General features: G+C 37.7%; 14 protein-coding genes. 7 read left to right on the plus strand and 7 right to left on the minus strand.

Annotated elements, in window-relative coordinates; translation table 11 throughout:
- The first annotated feature begins 64 nt into the window (after nt 1-64).
- The 5 genes from ACOWPH_RS14500 to ACOWPH_RS14520 all read left to right on the plus strand — a co-directional run bounded on the left by ACOWPH_RS14500 (nt 65) and on the right by ACOWPH_RS14520 (nt 4590).
- The gene (locus tag ACOWPH_RS14500) at nt 65-1276 is read left to right on the plus strand and encodes an aminoglycoside phosphotransferase family protein (protein ID WP_015216083.1); all 1212 of its coding nucleotides are present in this window, start codon (nt 65-67) and stop codon (nt 1274-1276) included.
- 26 nt (nt 1277-1302) lie between these two features.
- Nucleotides 1303-2379: a T3SS effector HopA1 family protein gene (locus ACOWPH_RS14505; RefSeq protein ID WP_015216084.1), complete on the plus strand. Its 1077-nt coding sequence runs from the start codon at nt 1303-1305 to the stop codon at nt 2377-2379.
- On the plus strand, nt 2373-3389 hold the full coding sequence (locus tag ACOWPH_RS14510) for an aldo/keto reductase (protein WP_015216085.1): 1017 nt from the start codon (nt 2373-2375) through the stop codon (nt 3387-3389). The genes ACOWPH_RS14505 and ACOWPH_RS14510 overlap by 7 nt, the downstream gene beginning before the upstream one ends.
- Nucleotides 3390-3412: 23 nt before the next feature.
- Complete coding sequence (locus ACOWPH_RS14515) at nt 3413-4201, plus strand: peptidylprolyl isomerase (protein ID WP_015216086.1); 789 nt, start codon at nt 3413-3415, stop codon at nt 4199-4201.
- 80 nt (nt 4202-4281) lie between these two features.
- The gene (locus tag ACOWPH_RS14520) at nt 4282-4590 is read left to right on the plus strand and encodes a hypothetical protein (protein WP_015216087.1); all 309 of its coding nucleotides are present in this window, start codon (nt 4282-4284) and stop codon (nt 4588-4590) included.
- 625 nt (nt 4591-5215) lie between these two features.
- Here ACOWPH_RS14520 and ACOWPH_RS14525 read toward each other — a convergent pair.
- From ACOWPH_RS14525 to ACOWPH_RS14555, 7 genes are all read right to left on the minus strand, one after another.
- A complete protein-coding gene (locus ACOWPH_RS14525) occupies nt 5216-5413 on the minus strand; it encodes a hypothetical protein (RefSeq protein ID WP_015216088.1) in 198 nt (65 codons plus the stop codon).
- A 51-nt stretch (nt 5414-5464) separates the two neighbouring features.
- The gene (locus ACOWPH_RS14530) at nt 5465-5659 is read right to left on the minus strand and encodes a hypothetical protein (protein WP_015216089.1); all 195 of its coding nucleotides are present in this window, start codon (nt 5657-5659) and stop codon (nt 5465-5467) included.
- A gap of 2 nt (nt 5660-5661) precedes the next feature.
- Entirely contained in the window at nt 5662-6921 is a 1260-nt protein-coding gene (locus ACOWPH_RS14535) for a nif11-class peptide radical SAM maturase 3 (protein WP_015216090.1), read from the minus strand.
- A 200-nt stretch (nt 6922-7121) separates the two neighbouring features.
- The gene (locus ACOWPH_RS14540) at nt 7122-7457 is read right to left on the minus strand and encodes a Nif11-like leader peptide family natural product precursor (protein WP_015216091.1); all 336 of its coding nucleotides are present in this window, start codon (nt 7455-7457) and stop codon (nt 7122-7124) included.
- Nucleotides 7458-7514: 57 nt separating this feature from the next.
- Nucleotides 7515-7817, minus strand: coding sequence for a Nif11-like leader peptide family natural product precursor (locus ACOWPH_RS14545; protein WP_015216092.1), 303 nt, complete (start codon nt 7815-7817; stop codon nt 7515-7517).
- Between the two features lie 42 nt (nt 7818-7859).
- Nucleotides 7860-8297, minus strand: a complete 438-nt coding sequence (locus ACOWPH_RS14550) for a hypothetical protein (protein WP_015216093.1) — start codon at nt 8295-8297, stop codon at nt 7860-7862.
- A gap of 125 nt (nt 8298-8422) precedes the next feature.
- Complete coding sequence (locus tag ACOWPH_RS14555) at nt 8423-8662, minus strand: hypothetical protein (protein ID WP_015216094.1); 240 nt, start codon at nt 8660-8662, stop codon at nt 8423-8425.
- A 395-nt stretch (nt 8663-9057) separates the two neighbouring features.
- On the opposite strand from ACOWPH_RS14555, the gene ACOWPH_RS14560 reads away from it, so the two are divergent.
- Both ACOWPH_RS14560 and ACOWPH_RS14565 read left to right on the plus strand, forming a co-directional pair.
- Nucleotides 9058-10362 carry an ATP-binding protein gene (locus tag ACOWPH_RS14560; RefSeq protein ID WP_015216095.1) on the plus strand — a complete coding sequence of 435 codons (1305 nt, stop codon included), beginning with the start codon at nt 9058-9060 and terminating at the stop codon, nt 10360-10362.
- Between the two features lie 201 nt (nt 10363-10563).
- Nucleotides 10564-15912 (plus strand): eIF2A-related protein, encoded by a 5349-nt coding sequence (locus ACOWPH_RS14565; protein ID WP_422665738.1) that lies wholly within the window; start codon nt 10564-10566, stop codon nt 15910-15912.
- Nucleotides 15913-15997 lie beyond the last annotated feature (85 nt).

Consider the following 15997-nt stretch of genomic DNA (forward strand, 5'->3'; position numbering starts at 1 on the left):
TACGAGTTATGAATTTGTAAGAGCAGTAGCGTTAGCATCCCATTATGTCTTAAAGAAGGTAGTTATGGCATTTCTACTATCATCGCAGAATGTTTCTCAGTATTTATTAGATATGAATCTTTGCACTCAACAAGATTTAGAATCTATCCAAATTGAAACATTACCACCTGCCAAAAATTTTAACTTATTAATCAAATTGCCAAACGAGCGAAAATTCTTGGTTAAACAAGAGTGTCATGCTTTTAATGGCAGAGTAGCAAATGAACTGATCAATGAGTGGAAATTTTATCAACTTCAGCAACATCTTGATATTTTTAACAGTCTTAAACCATCGGTTATACCAGTTGTAAATTTTGATGAAGCTAATTCAATTATTATTTATGAATATTTAGATAAATATAGTGATCTGATCAAGGTTTACCATCAAGAAAAAGTTTTTCCAAGTGCGATTGCTGCTTCAGTTGGTAAGATTCTAGCGACCCTGCACAGAACCACTTTCAATCAACCTGATTGTCAAGACTTTTTGGCTAAATTCTCTGAAGAAAAAATTCATTTTGAATTTAGTAATCCCGCCAAAAATTTAGAAAAAGGTATAAGTCGAATTAGTCCAGAAATTTTTGGCATGGTTCCACCAGAGTGCCTAAAATTTTTCATTCTTTATCAACGTTATAATAGCTTGGCAGAAGCGGTAACAGAATTAAAAGATGCTTGGCATCCCTGTTGTTTGACCCATAATGACTTAAAATTAAATAATATTTTAATTGATCGAGATGGGGAGCGGCAGCTGCGCTTGCCGAAGGCATCGCTTTCAGAAGAATTAGATGCGGGGATGATGCGGCTGATTGACTGGGAACGTTGTGCTTGGGGAGATCCAGCCTTTGATCTAGGGACGATAATAGCGAGTTATCTGCAAATATGGTTGAGTAGCTTAGTTGTGGCTTCTTCTATTCAGATAGAAGAATCTTTGCGTCTTGCGGAAACACCTTTAGAATTACTCCAATCTTCAATTTTAGCTCTCACTAAAGCTTATTTAAGAAATTTTCCCATGATTCTAGAGTACCGCCCTGATTTCCTCAAACGAGTTATTCAATTTGCGGGTTTGGGACTAATCCATCAGATTGAATCAATTATGCAGTACCAAAAATTATTTGGAAATACTGGAATTTGTATGCTTCAGGTAGCCAAAACGTTATTATGCCGTCCAGAGGAATCTATATACACAGTTTTTGGTACTGTTGAATCTGATCTAACTTCTCCCAAACCTGTTGCATTTTAAATAATTTTAGTTACTAAATTAGCCTTATGGAAGTCCTAAATTTTCTACAAGACGTTGCCAAAAATATACAAATAGAACCCAATTTTGGTGTCCGTCATCCTGATTATAAACCCCTAGAACTTCCCGCAGAAATGATCGCTCGGTTTCAAAAAATGCCTGCGGATGTTCAGGAAAAATACCTGAGTTTACAGCTAAGAAGTTTTCTTTATGGTATCTATTACAATGGTTCTTTACAATCAAAACTAGCATTGCAGTCAGATTTAGCTAATTCAAACCTCTACCAAAATTTAGAAAATAATACCTTTCTAGGAATAGATGTTGAATTTTACGATCGCTTGCACCAAAGTAATGCAGGAGAAGGCTATTTTGACCAAGGCTGGCAGGTAGCGAAGGAAGAAAGCGACGGCACTTTGGCAGTAATAAAACATGGTTTAACTCTGCATATTGAGCGCGATTGCCATTTATCATCAGCAGAAAAATTGGCTAATGTGGGCGATGTAGTTGCGATCCGAATGCCTCGAAATTTAGTTCAAAACGGCTTTTATGTAGCAGTCAGCAGTCTAGGAAGCGAAAATGTCAATAATTCAGATAATTATGCTGGAACGGTGCGGATCTACTTCAATTTAAAGCCTGAAGGTGCGATCGCCATCATGGGAAGTTTAACCCAGAAACTAAAAGAAATTCAACTTCCTTTTACTTTCAAAGTCCTATATAACCCTTCTGATTACGGAAGACATGATTCAGGGGTACTATACTTTGAAAAAAGTGAATATGAACAAGTTCGGCAAATTCTCCAGACTGTTTACACCGAAAATCAATCCTACTTTCAAGAAAAAATTCCCCTCTTTACCAAACAACTAGCACCTGGACTAGGTTTAGCAGAAGAACCCGACCAAAAATTCACAGTTCAAGAAAGTTTTGGCATGAATCGTTGCCAAATTGTAGTTAATGGGTTATTGGAAGCTAGACAAAAAGGAGACGAGACCCCCGAAAACCGTCTTAAATTAGCGATCGCTCAATTTTCGCTGCTGGGAATTGACTGGCAACGTCCTTATCTAAATTCCAAATCCGCAGACATCTACGCTCCCTTAGACTTATGCTAATAACCGATTTAGTACCGCAACCTTCAACTATAGCTAAAGAAGTTGACCCGGCGATCGCCACATTTCCAGAGTCAGATTTGCCCTTTTACCGTAAACTAGGGCGGACTGATTTAACCGTCAGTTGTCTGGGATTGGGTGGAGGCGGTGGGATCTCTAGTGAAGATACCCTCTATGCTTTTGATCGTGGTATCAACTACTTTTTTTACTCCAGCGATCTGCACCATTATTTATATACCAACATGGCTCAATCGCTCCGCCAAATCTGCGGACGCGGTTCCTCAGTCCGCGAAAAAGTTATTCTGGCAACGGTTACTTATATCAAAAGTCCAGAAATGTTGCTTGGTGCTTTATTAGATCAGTTTGCCGAGCTAAAAATCGATTACATTGATGTGCTATTTTGGGGTTGGATTGGGTCTAATGATGGTTCAGTTCTGAATGATTGCTTAAATATTTCTCAAGAAGTTAAAGGTTATAATTCTGTTTATCAGCGATCAATAGAAAGACTACTTGGCACATCAGAACTGCTAAAAAAAATGGGAATTGTGCGCTATATCGGCGCATCTTTCCATGATTTAAACCTGGCTCAACAATGGTTAAATAGCCCCCTGTTAGATGTGGTCATGGTGAGGCATAATGTCGCCCATCGCTCTGCTCAAAACCTAATATTTAATCAACTTAATCAGCAAGATCCAAAGCGACCGGGTATTATTACGTTTAAGTCTACTGGCTCTCACTCAGGAATGCTTTGGGACGCACCCGATAATTTACCAGCCAAATGTTGGCAACCTTCTGTTCCAGACTTATATCGTTATTCTTTAACACAAAACTGTGTAGATGTCTGCTTAATGGGTTTACAACGGCGTGAAGAAATTGATGCGGCAATAAATAGCGTTAAACAAGGAAAATTAACCCCTGATGAACTTGACTATCTAAACATTTATGGTGACTTACATCGTCACAAACTAAAAGTTCAAAAAATTGCCCCTGAAAAATTAATTTATCGCTCCTAGATAGCAATATTTCTTATAAAACCATGAACGATACTTTAGAAAAGTCTACTCCGCTAACTCAGCAAGAATTCACATTCCCTGAAATTTCTCCAGCCACAGACACACAAATCATTGCTCATTTGCGTCAATCTTGCAAAATTGCACAAATCGCAACTTTAGCAGAACGTGATACCTTAATTCTCAAAATTTGCGAAAACTTGAGTATTGCAGTTACCGATGAGGAACTACAAACCGCAGGAAATACATTTCGCATGGAACATAACCTGCTAGAATCTAAGAAAACCCTAGATTGGCTTTCTGAGCAACGCATTACAGCAGAAGATTGGACTCAAGGTATTAGAGTTACCCTACTTGCAAATAAGCTGAAAGAGCATTTGTTCGGGGAAGCGGTTGATAACCATTACTTGCAAAATCGTAACGACTATAAACGAGTTGCTCTCTCTCAGATTTTAGTAAGCAACCTAGAAGATGCTTTAAAAGTAATCAAAGCAATTCGAGAAGAAAATGCTTCCTTTTGTGCTTTAGCACTGGAATACTCGAAAGTTAAACAAGCAAAAGAAAATGGTGGTTTTATCGGCGATCGCTTTTTGACTGAACTGATGCCAGAAATTGCTAAAGCTGTTTCTGAAGCGAAGGAAGGTGAAATTCTTGCTCCAATTCAAACCAAGTTTGGTTATCACGTTTTAAAAATTGAAAAATGGTTTCCTCCTGAGCTTAATGAATTGACCAGGGAACGAATTATGGAGTCACTTTTTCAAACCTGGTTACAAAATAAGATCCTCCTGTCTAAAACTTCTAATGGACAAGGTTAAATAGTTGATGAAGGGAGCAGCTTCAAGAATATGTAATTAATTTTGTTTAGATAGTTACTTAATTTTAAAGAGGCAAAGAAATGAACAGTTTTCCAGTTATTTGTGGGATCATATTCATACTTAATGGAGTGATTCAGTTCTGGCGTAGAGAGTATATACCCGGAACTATCTGGGTTATTCTAGGTATCTTATCCCTAGTAACGCAAAATATCAGAGAATTCGATAATTTTCAATTTGGTAATCTGAAGCAGTTATCTTTAAAAGCTATAGCTTTTGGAATGGCGCTAACAATAGCCGCGAGTCTATTTGTTTATCAAATTTATCAAGATTACAATGCTAAACAGAATTTAAATACATCCAGAGCCGAAGAAATTCAGCCTCGTAAATAAATAAAAAATGCAGTACCTTCTTGGGGCTGTAACTTGATCGCACTCATTCTATATAGCAATTCCCAAGCTCATGAAATACACCCCACCCGCGCTGTCGCGCACCCTCCCCTTACCAAGGCTACGGTGTACACACAAGTCCTAAAAACCTAGCTTGATAAGACTTTTCTCGTTTCCTCGTTCCCAGTCTCCGACTGGGAATGCATTCTTTGAGTCTCTGACTCAATGCCAGATTGGAGGCAGAGCCTCAATGAGCAGCATTCCCATGCAGAGCATGGGAACGAGATAAAATTCTTCAAAGTCCCCCTTAAAAAGGGGGATTTAGGGGGATCGGATCACGTTTAGCATCCTGTCTAGAGATGTGTGTACACCGTAGCCTTACCAAGGGGAGGGTTGGGGAGGGGTAATTTTGTATCTAACTAGAGTGGGAAAGGCTATGAACCTGATGCAACTAAATAATCAAAGACATTATGAGAATTTAAAATAAATGTCATAGATCAGTATTTAATACATTTACTAAAGCAAAACTTTTAGAGACATAATTATTTGACTATTGACACAAATAAAAACTTAGTAAAAAGTTAGAGATCCCCGACTTCTTTTAAATGTTGGGGATCTTTGTGATCAATTACCAAATAAAAGAAATAGATGGCTGGTAGATGTCCTCAGATGCAGGGATTTGAATTACACTAATTCTAGTGGTAATTGAAATACCGCCACCAGCGATATACAGATCATCATCATTCAAATCTATAAGGAAGGTTTCAGAATCTTGGAACAATTGAAACCCAGGAGGATTTAAATCAGAAACTTTGAGTTTAGACATATTACCGTTTTTGAGTTGTTAGTTTTTTGATATGGATGCAGTCAATCAGCTTTAAAATCTCGAAATACCTGCTTCTGTTTCGATTCTATCTAGAGCTTTCTTAGCTCTAAAAATAAGCCGTAAATAAGTTGTTTGGCTATCCCAAGCCAAACGAGGTAATAAGCGTTGTGGAGTATCTGAACTATCCTCAGATGCCAAAGTATTTGTATCTTCTGTAGCTACAGAATCAAGATCAATATTGTTCATATTTATTTTGAATTAACCAAAGATTTGTCTAACTCTGATGATTTTTCCCAACCTTCTGGCCATTGAATTAAATCAGCAGTAAAGTGAAGTCGATCATTTTCTGGCCAAGGTGTATTAATGGGTTCTTCAATCAGCGCAAATTCCCCATTATCAAAAGGGTTGCCATCTGCACGACGTTGCAGAAATACTCGCTCTCGAATCCCAGCTTTTTCTTGAGTAAGGGCGCGATGATGACAATAAGGATTATTACCTCGCTTATCAAAGAAAACATGGGCAGTCCAACTACAACCACCACGACAGAGTTCGGCAAATTCACAAGTCTTGCAGAAACCCCATAGGTGTTCTATTCCCTTGGGAGTACCAGCCCCGATATTAAACCGCAATTCTTCAGTTTCTTCAATAATTGTTCGCAATGAATGGTCGCGGATATTACCCCCTGTATAAGCTGTGGTTGGCAGCGACGGACAACCTTTAATTGCACCATCAGCTTCAATACCCAATGCAGACAATCCCGCGCTACATCCCTGCCAAAAAGACCAAGCATCACCTCCTCGGAGCGATCGCTCATATGGTCCGTAATAGCCAATATTATTTCCTGCTTGCACCTGTACCCCTTCTTGCTTTGCCCGTTCGGCAACATGAGCAATCATCGGATATAAATCTATGAGTTCATAAGGTTGTAGCAAAATCTCGCTGTTATCTGCTGCATTCCCCATCGGTACGGTTAATTGAATTTGCCAAGCGAAAATACCCGCGTCGCGGAGATGTTCATAAATTCGAGGAAATTCTGGCGCAGAGAGACGATTAATCTGAGTATTACAACCAAAAGGAATTCCCGCTTCTTTGAGGTTACTCATGGTCTTAAACGCCCATTGCCATGAGCCTTGTTTACCCCGGATATGGTCATGAGTAGCTTCTAAACCATCAACAGAAACAGAAACAACTTGAATACCTGCTGCTTTCATCTTTTGGGCTGTTTCTAAAGTAATACCATAGCCCCCAGTAGTCATCCCACAAAGCATACCGGCTTTAGTAATTGCTTGGGCAATCTCCAACCAATCAGGACGCAGAAAAGCTTCACCCCCAATAATAGTAACTTCTGTAATTCCTACATCGGCCATTTGCTTGACCAAATCAAGAGCTTCTGCTGTAGAAAGCTCATTTGATCTTGTATGACCAGCACGAGAACCACAATGTTGACAAGCTAGATTACACTTCAGGGTAATTTCCCAAACTGCATAACTAATTCGGCGATAAGACATTTAAATATCCTCAATCAATTTTTTTATGGCTATCTCTTGTAGGGTGGATCAGATTTAATAATTTGGCAACAATCAACAGATTTTTTCTGACGCACCTTACTAATATACCAATTGCATAATTACTGTTCTTGGGAAAGGGACAGATATACATTAATCCATCCCCATAAACTTAAATTTGCGAGTTCGGAAATAGAGATTTTCTAAGCTAAAGTGTCATCTGGGCGAATAACACCATAAAGAAGCTGAAAAGGTGGCCAAACAACCCCGTATAGTGGTTGGATTTTTGGTCGTCCGATGATTCCACCAAACACGGCTGCTAGTTCTTTTTCACCTAAATCTTGAACTTCACCTTCAGAATTAGCTGATTCTAAAAGTTGATAAGTATATTCTTCATACTCTGCTTGAGTGAAATCATAGCCAGCAGCTTTAACTATTTGGCTACATTCTTCTTTATTCTCAACACCTTCAATTTGAGTACGAAAATCTTCATCAGAGGCTAGTTGCTTATAGAAAGCTTTGACGTTTTCTAAAGACATGATTTTCTTCCTTATGAAAAATTTTTGATCTGTGATTGTGGAATTATAGAAAATGAATTAGAGGATATACTTGATCTGACTAATTACAACTCCGTATAACAGAATTGGAAAGATAGGGAAAAATCCACCAATAACAGCTTCTGCTTCTTGTTCACTGAGAACTCTTAAGCTGTCATCAGAGTTAGAAGATTCTAACAATTGTTCTGTATACTCTTCAAATTCTTCTGGAGAGAAGTTGTAACCAGAATCTTGCAGAATTTGTCTACCTAATTCTCTACTTTCAACACCTTGAATTTGATTACGAAAATCATCATCAGTAGCTAGTCTTTCGTAGAAATCTCTCACGTTTTCTAAAGACATTATTCTCTCCTAAAATGATTTAAATGCTGTTTATTACTTAAGTTAATTAGCATTTGGTAATGCAACTTTAACTGCTAATTCTGATGCATTGTAGTTATCTGTAATAACTTGCGGACAACGCATACAGGCTACCTTGCCTTCTTGTTGCCACCAGCGACAATCTCGACGTATGGAACAAGGGGGTAATTCTTCTGTGACTGTGGGAAAATTTTCAACAATTCGTGTAGCTAAACCACAATTGTGTCCATCAAAATGTTGACAACCTGTAGCTGCACAAGGTGCTGCTGTGCGGAAAATTTCAGCAGGTGTAATTGGACTAGCCTTTGCTATTAGTTCTTCTGTGAGCAGTTGGGTTTGTTTGAGATAAGCTACACGGGGTTCTGCAACTGTCCCGCTGATAATACCAAAAACAACGCTCTTCTCAGATTCTGGTCTAGCACTAGGGCAAAGTGTAGTTTTATCAGTAGGAATTTCTTTCATTATGAGCCTTCTGAAAAAATGACCAGCCGTACCCAACCTCTGCTTAGAAAGTCGCATCCTACAACTACTCTTGTAGGTTCTACTATAACTAAATACGGCTGGGCAATTCTCTTATAAGTCAATACCTAAATGGTTTGAATTTTAGGATCAACTGCGATAATTCCTATTGTGATAGGAGGACAAAAAATACGACCCAAGATGATGGGCTTAATAGACAGAGAAGCACCACCTGCAACGTTTTTTGCTTCTTCATCAGATAAATCTAACAAAGTTTCTTGACGACGTGCTACTGCATTGTTTACAGCTTCATCAATCAGGTCGTTAATTTCAAATTGATTGTTGTGATGTTTATTGTTGATTTCCATTTTATTTTTCCTTATAGTTGAGTGTGTACCTACACCGCCTTATTTTATCTATGAGAAAAATTATTTAAAGATAATCCTGTGATTTTTATTAACCAGAAATAAACCTTTTATGTCACTAAAATATCCCAGGTATCCAACCTCAAAAATATGACGTATTTCCGTTAGTCACCTTGAAAGGGCTAGTCCTAGTAATAACTAAAATATTTATGTCCCAAAAAGTTGGTGTAGGAACTAATTTCGCATATTTCCACTGAAATACACTTTAAAAATTTTTATATGTGAGCAACATGGCTTATACCGCGCTATCACGAGTCTAATTTCTGGCTTAATTTTATCATTACCTGTATAATTACTGAGATATGAATTAAGATTAGACTCGTTTTAGGCAATTTCTCATGACACTTGATTTAAAAAGATTTTATCAAGCTTGTAACCCTAATAAAACTCTTGATCAAAGCAAAGCGGAGGATAGACAATACTATATTGATTTTTCCGAAGTGCGGGGTGCAGAAATAATTAGAGAATTAAAACGAACTATTACCCTACTTTCTCCAGAATCACCCACTTGTCAATTATTTACAGGACATATAGGTTGCGGCAAATCTACAGAATTACTACGACTGAAAGCAGAATTACAAGAACAGGGATTTCATGTAGTTTATTTTGAATCTAGTCAAAGTTTAGATTTAGCTGATATTGATATTACAGATATTTTACTAGCCATAGCGCGTGAAGTTAGTCAAAGTTTAGAAGCGGCACAAATCAAACTCAAACCAGGATATTTTCAAAATCTATTTACCGAAATAGCTGAACTTTTACAAACACCCTTAGATATTGGTGTTGAAGCCGAATTATCTGTAGGTATTGGCAAAATTACCGCTAAAACTAAAGATAGTCCTAAACTGCGTAGTCAGTTACGACAATATTTAGAACCCCGCACCAATGGCATTTTAGAAGCAATTAATCAAGAATTACTCATACCTGCCAAAGAAAGACTCAAAAAACAGGGTAAATCAGGTTTAGTCGTTATTATTGACAACCTAGATAGAATAGATAATGCACTTAAACCAAATGGTCAATATCAACCAGAATATCTATTTGTAGAACGTGGTGAACAGTTAAACAAATTAAACTGTCATGTTGTGTATACAATTCCCCTAGTTCTCATATTTTCTAACGCTTTAGGTAGATTAACCAATCGCTTTGGAGTAGATCCTAAAGTCTTACCAATGGTTGCAATTAAACAGAGAAATGGTCAAGATTACCAAGCAGGAATTACACTCTTACAACAAATGGTAATGGCTAGAGCTTTTCCTGATGTAAATTGGCAACAAAGTCAAAGTTTAGTTACAAAAATATTTGATAGTCCTGAAACATTAGAAAGGCTTTGTAAGGTTAGCGGTGGTCATTTGCGTAACTTATTAATGTTATTGTTTCGCTGTCTGCAAATAGAAGATACACCAATTTCTAAAAAATGTGTAGAAAGCGTTATCAAAAAACGTTGTAATGAGTTAAGTTTAGCAATTACAGATGACGAATGGGAATTACTAAAAGAAGTATGGACAACAAAAACCTATAGAGGTGAAGACAAATATGATATCTTACTCCGCAGTATGTTTGTATTTGAATATCGAGATGAAGATGGTTCTTGGTTTGATATTAATCCAATTTTGATAGATTCCAAAGAATTAACATTATGAATAATCACATTGCGTATCCAGTTCCCCTCCTCGCTTGCGGGGAGGGGTTAGGGGTGGGGTTTTACGTGGGACAATGGATAGGTTAAGCAATAGCGCAACTCAACAAAATACCGAAAATGTTGGGTTTCCTTACGTCAACCCAACCTACGTAGATCAAGAATTTAAGTAGATTAAAACATTTTCAAATCAGCATTTAACATCATGAATAATCAAGAAAGTCCTCCTGAAAATAATGATAGTTCTCTCAGAACCATATTAAGAGCAATTGATTTCTCACAAGGTCAATTATCCCTAATTTTCCTCCGCTGCAACTATGCAAAACTACGTCAGCAGATAGCAGCACAACTCAAAGAAATTTCTTCTATACCCATTAGAGAAATTACTTTACCAGAATCAGCGAAAAGTCTCTACAATAATATATCTCAAGAATTGGGAGATGAACAACCACAAGCTGTGATCATTTCCGGTTTAGACTCTGTTAATAACATTGATTCAATATTGAGTTTATCTAATCAAATTCGAGAGGAATTTAGAAAAAACTTTCCTTTTCCGATTTTGATTTGGATTGATGATCAAATTCTCAGAAAAATAATTAGAGTTGCACCAGATTTAGAAAATTGGGGGAGTATTATTGACTTTGAAAATGATACTGATGATTTAATTGGTTTTCTGCAAGAAACAAGCGAGAAAATATTTACTAGTGATGTTATTCCTAGTCTTCAAGTTTACAAAGAAATAGAATCAGCACGTCAGGATTTACAAGATAGAGGAGAAGATATAAACCCAGAAATAAAAGCAGGTTTAGATTTAGCTTTTGGTTTACGAGAATATCAACAAGATCATATAGATGATGCTTTAATTCATTATCAACGCAGTCGAGAATTTTGGCAAAATCATAATAACTTAGAACGTCACGGTATGACATTGGTTAAAATTTCTTCAGCTTATACTCGAAAAGCTGAAATCAGTAATACCGAAAATCAAGAAAATCGGCATAATGCTAGAGATAATTTACAGCAAGCTTTAGATATTTTTGAACAAGCAGAAAGATTAGATTTAGTAATTGAATATAACAACCATTTGGGTGAAATATTACGACAACTAAAAGCATGGAATGATTTAGAAATCCTTGCTCAAAAATCTCTGAAATTATATGAAAATATCTCTTACATTAATGTAGGGACAATTCATGAATTTTCCCTACAAAATCGGCAAATTGGATTATGTCAAAGTTATGGTTTTCTCGCAGAAGTAGCATTAAGAAATAAAGAATGGAAAAAGGCAAACCAGTACGCGCAGCAAGCATTAGATATTTTAGCAAATATTCCTAACTTACCATCTCAAGAATATGGTTTATATCGCTTATTTTTTGCACGTTCTCAGATAGGTTTAGGAGACAATACCGCAGCAATTGAAACTTTAGAAACTGCTAAAAATGAAAGTCATCCTCAGTATAATCCTAAACTTTATATTGATATCTTAGAAGAATTAAATTTTCTGTATTTTCAAGAAAAACAATATTTAAAAGCTTTTACAATTAAACAAAAAAGACTACAAATTAAACAACAATATGGATTTGTAGCTTTTATTGGTGCATCTTATTTAAACCCCCAACGCAAAGTTATAAGTTACGGAAATACCCCACCCGCGCTATCGCGCACCCTCCCCTTAGCAAGGGGAGGGTTGGGGAGGGGTGTATCTGATGTAATTGAAAATGTTGGAACAATTGCACAAGAAATTTCCGCTTCTGGAAGAGAAGAAGATGTAAAACGATTGCGGGGAAGAATTGCGGGAAATGAACATAAATTAACTGTAATTCATGGACAATCTGGAGTTGGTAAAAGTTCAATTTTACAAGGTGGTTTAATTCCTGCACTCCAACAAGAACCAATTGGAGAACGTGAGGCTTTACCGATTCTTTTACGAGTTTATACAAATTGGGTAGAAATTTTAGGAGAATCTTTAAAATCAAATATATCAAATGTAGGGACAATTCATGAATTACCCCTACAGTCTACAGATGCAATTATTCAACAATTACGAAAAAATGAAAAAAGAAATTTGTTAACAGTTTTGATATTTGACCAATTTGAAGAATTTTTCTTTGTGTATAGTGAACAAAAACAAAGAAGACAATTTTATAATTTTTTACGAGTCTGTTTAGATATTCCCTTTGTGAAAATCGTGCTTTCCTTACGAGAAGATTATTTACATTATTTATTAGAATTAGACCGTTTGGTTGATTTAACAGTTACGAATAATAACATTCTTGATAAAAATATTCGTTATTATTTGGGTAATTTTTCACCCGCAGATGCTAAAGCTGTGATTAAAAGTCTGACTGAAAAAACACGGTTTTATTTACAAGCGGAGTTAATTGATAAATTAGTCAAAGACTTAGCAGGAGATATTGGAGAAGTTAGACCAATTGAATTACAAATTGTGGGGACACAATTACAAACTGAACATATTAAAACTTTAGATAAATATCAAGAATTTGGTAAAGAAAAATTAGTTGAGAAGTTTTTAGAAGATGTAATTAAAGACTGTGGTGACGAAAATGAACAAATAGCGCGACTGGTTTTATATTTACTCACAGATGAAAATGGCACAAGACCTTTAAAAACTCGTGCTGAATTAGTAGAACAGTTAGGGTTTAAAGATAACTTTGTGAACGAAAATAAAAATCTATTAGATGCTTCGTTCCTCAGCATGACAAATTCATCTACTGTCAAACTTGATTTAATTTTAAATATTTTTGTTGCGTCGGGTTTGGTATTACTGTTACCAGAATCACCTGCGGATAGATATCAATTAGTGCATGATTATTTAGTTGAGTTCATTCGTCAACAACAGGGAAATGAGTTATTAGCGAAATTAGCTAAAGCCGAAGCGGAATTAAAACAGGAACAGGAAGCAAGACAAATATTAGCTAATGCGAAAATTCAAGCTGATGAACAAATTAAAGAAGGACAAAAAAGATTAAAGTTAAGTTCTGCTTTAGCTGTGGGTTTAGTAGTAATTGCGAGTATGGCTTCTGTTTATGGTATGACTCAGTTGATCGAAACGACAAAAGCCAAAAGGGAGCAAAATAAATTACAAGAAAAAACGCAACAGTTAGTAAGTCAAACTAAAGACTTAGAACTAAAATCTCAACAAGCAGAAGAAAATAAAAGAGCGGCAGAAATTAAGTTTATACAAGCAACACAGGAAACTCAAAAAGCACAACAAAATCTATCATTAGCTAAAACAACGTTAGCAGAAGTAAATAAACAAGCAGCAATATTAAAACAGAAAAATACAGAAGCAGATTCAAAAATTAAAACAGCTAATGCTAGTGCGAAAATTGCCGAGGATAAATCACAACAGGCAAGTAAACAACAAAAGGAAGCAGAACAAAAAGCACTAAAGGCACAAGGAACATTCAAACAAGCTAATGATGCTTATTTAAAATCGTTAAACGCTCTTAAAAAAGCTGATCAAGCTATAGTTGCAGCCAAAATAAACTTGAATACAGCACTCAAAGCCCAAGAAGAAGCACTATTAGTTACTAAACTAGAACAAGGTGGAGTGAATGTTTTAAGACGGTTCCAATTTGAAGAGTTACCAGCTTTAGTGTCTGCTGTTCAGAATGGTAAAACTTTAAAAACATTAGTTAAAAATAATCCCCTGGATAAATATCCCACTATTAGCCCTATCTATGCCTTAAATAATATTCTCGATAATATTAAAGAACGTAACCAATTTAAGGGGCATCAGTTTTGGGTCAATAGTGTGAGTTTCAGCCCGGACGGTAAAACCATCGCTACGGCATCTTGGGACAAAACAGCGCGGTTATGGAACTTGCAGGGGCAACTGATTCAGGAATTTAAGGAGCATCAGGGTCAAGTCACTAGTGTGAGTTTTAGCCCGGACGGTAAAACCATCGCTACGGCATCAGATGACAAAACAGCGCGGTTATGGAACTTGCAGGGGCAACTGATTCAGGAATTTCAGGGGCATCAGGGTCAAGTCAATAGTGTGAGTTTCAGCCCGGACGGTAAAACCATCGCTACGGCATCAGATGACAAAACAGCGCGGTTATGGAACTTGCAGGGGCAACTGATTCAGGAATTTCAGGGGCATCAGGGTCAAGTCAATAGTGTGAGTTTTAGCCCGGACGGTAAAACCATCGCTACGGCATCAGATGACAAAACAGCGCGGTTATGGAACTTGCAGGGGCAACTGATTCAGGAATTTCAGGGGCATCAGGGTCAAGTCAATAGTGTGAGTTTCAACCCGGACGGTAAAACCATCGCTACGGCATCAGATGACAAAACAGCGCGGTTATGGAACTTGCAGGGGCAACTGATTCAGGAATTTCAGGGGCATCAGGGTCAAGTCAATAGTGTGAGTTTCAGCCCGGACGGTAAAACCATCGCTACGGCATCTTGGGACAAAACAGCGCGGTTATGGAACTTGCAGGGGCAACTGATTCAGGAATTTCAGGGGCATCAGTTTTGGGTCAATAGTGTGAGTTTCAGCCCGGACGGTAAAACCATCGCTACGGCATCTTGGGACAAAACAGCGCGGTTATGGAACTTGCAGGGGCAACTGATTCAGGAATTTCAGGGGCATCAGTTTTGGGTCACTAGTGTGAGTTTCAGCCCGGACGGTAAAACCATCGCTACGGCATCTTGGGACAATACAGCGCGGTTATGGAACTTGCAGGGGCAACTGATTCAGGAATTTAAGGAGCATCAGGGTCAAGTCAATAGTGTGAGTTTCAGCCCGGACGGTAAAACCATCGCTACGGCATCTTGGGACAAAACAGCGCGGTTATGGAACTTGCAGGGGCAACTGATTCAGGAATTTAAGGGGCATCAGGGTCAAGTCACTAGTGTGAGTTTCAGCCCGGACGGTAAAACCATCGCTACGGCATCATCTGACAATACAGCGCGGTTATGGAACTTGCAGGGGCAACTGATTCAGGAATTTAAGGAGCATCAGGGTCAAGTCAATAGTGTGAGTTTCAGCCCGGACGGTAAAACCATCGCTACGGCATCATCTGACAATACAGCGCGGTTATGGAACTTGCAGGGGCAACTGATTCAGGAATTTAAGGAGCATCAGGGTCAAGTCAATAGTGTGAGTTTCAGCCCGGACGGTAAAACCATCGCTACGGCATCATCTGACAATACAGCGCGGTTATGGAACTTGCAGGGGCAACTGATTCAGGAATTTAAGGGGCATCAGTTTTGGGTCAATAGTGTGAGTTTCAACCCGGACGGTAAAACCATCGCTACGGCATCAGATGACAAAACAGCGCGGTTATGGAACTTGCAGGGGCAACTGATTCAGGAATTTAAGGGGCATCAGGGTCAAGTCACTAGTGTGAGTTTCCGCCCGGACGGTAAAACCATCGCTACGGCATCTTGGGACAATACGGCGCGGTTGTGGCCTGTAAGAAATTTAGATAGGGTAATTAAGGATGGTTGTGATTGGTTGCAGGATTATTTGCACAATTTGCCTGATAGTGATAAGGATAAGCGGTTGTGTAATGATGTCTGAATCAGGATTTTCAGGATTTAAGGATTAACAGAATTTTTGTTTGCATCAGGATTTATAGGATTTAACGCATCTTTCCCAATCACCA

Source organism: Anabaena sp. PCC 7938 (genome assembly GCF_049315035.1).
In the GTDB taxonomy this organism is placed as follows: Bacteria; Cyanobacteriota; Cyanobacteriia; order Cyanobacteriales; family Nostocaceae; genus Anabaena; species Anabaena cylindrica.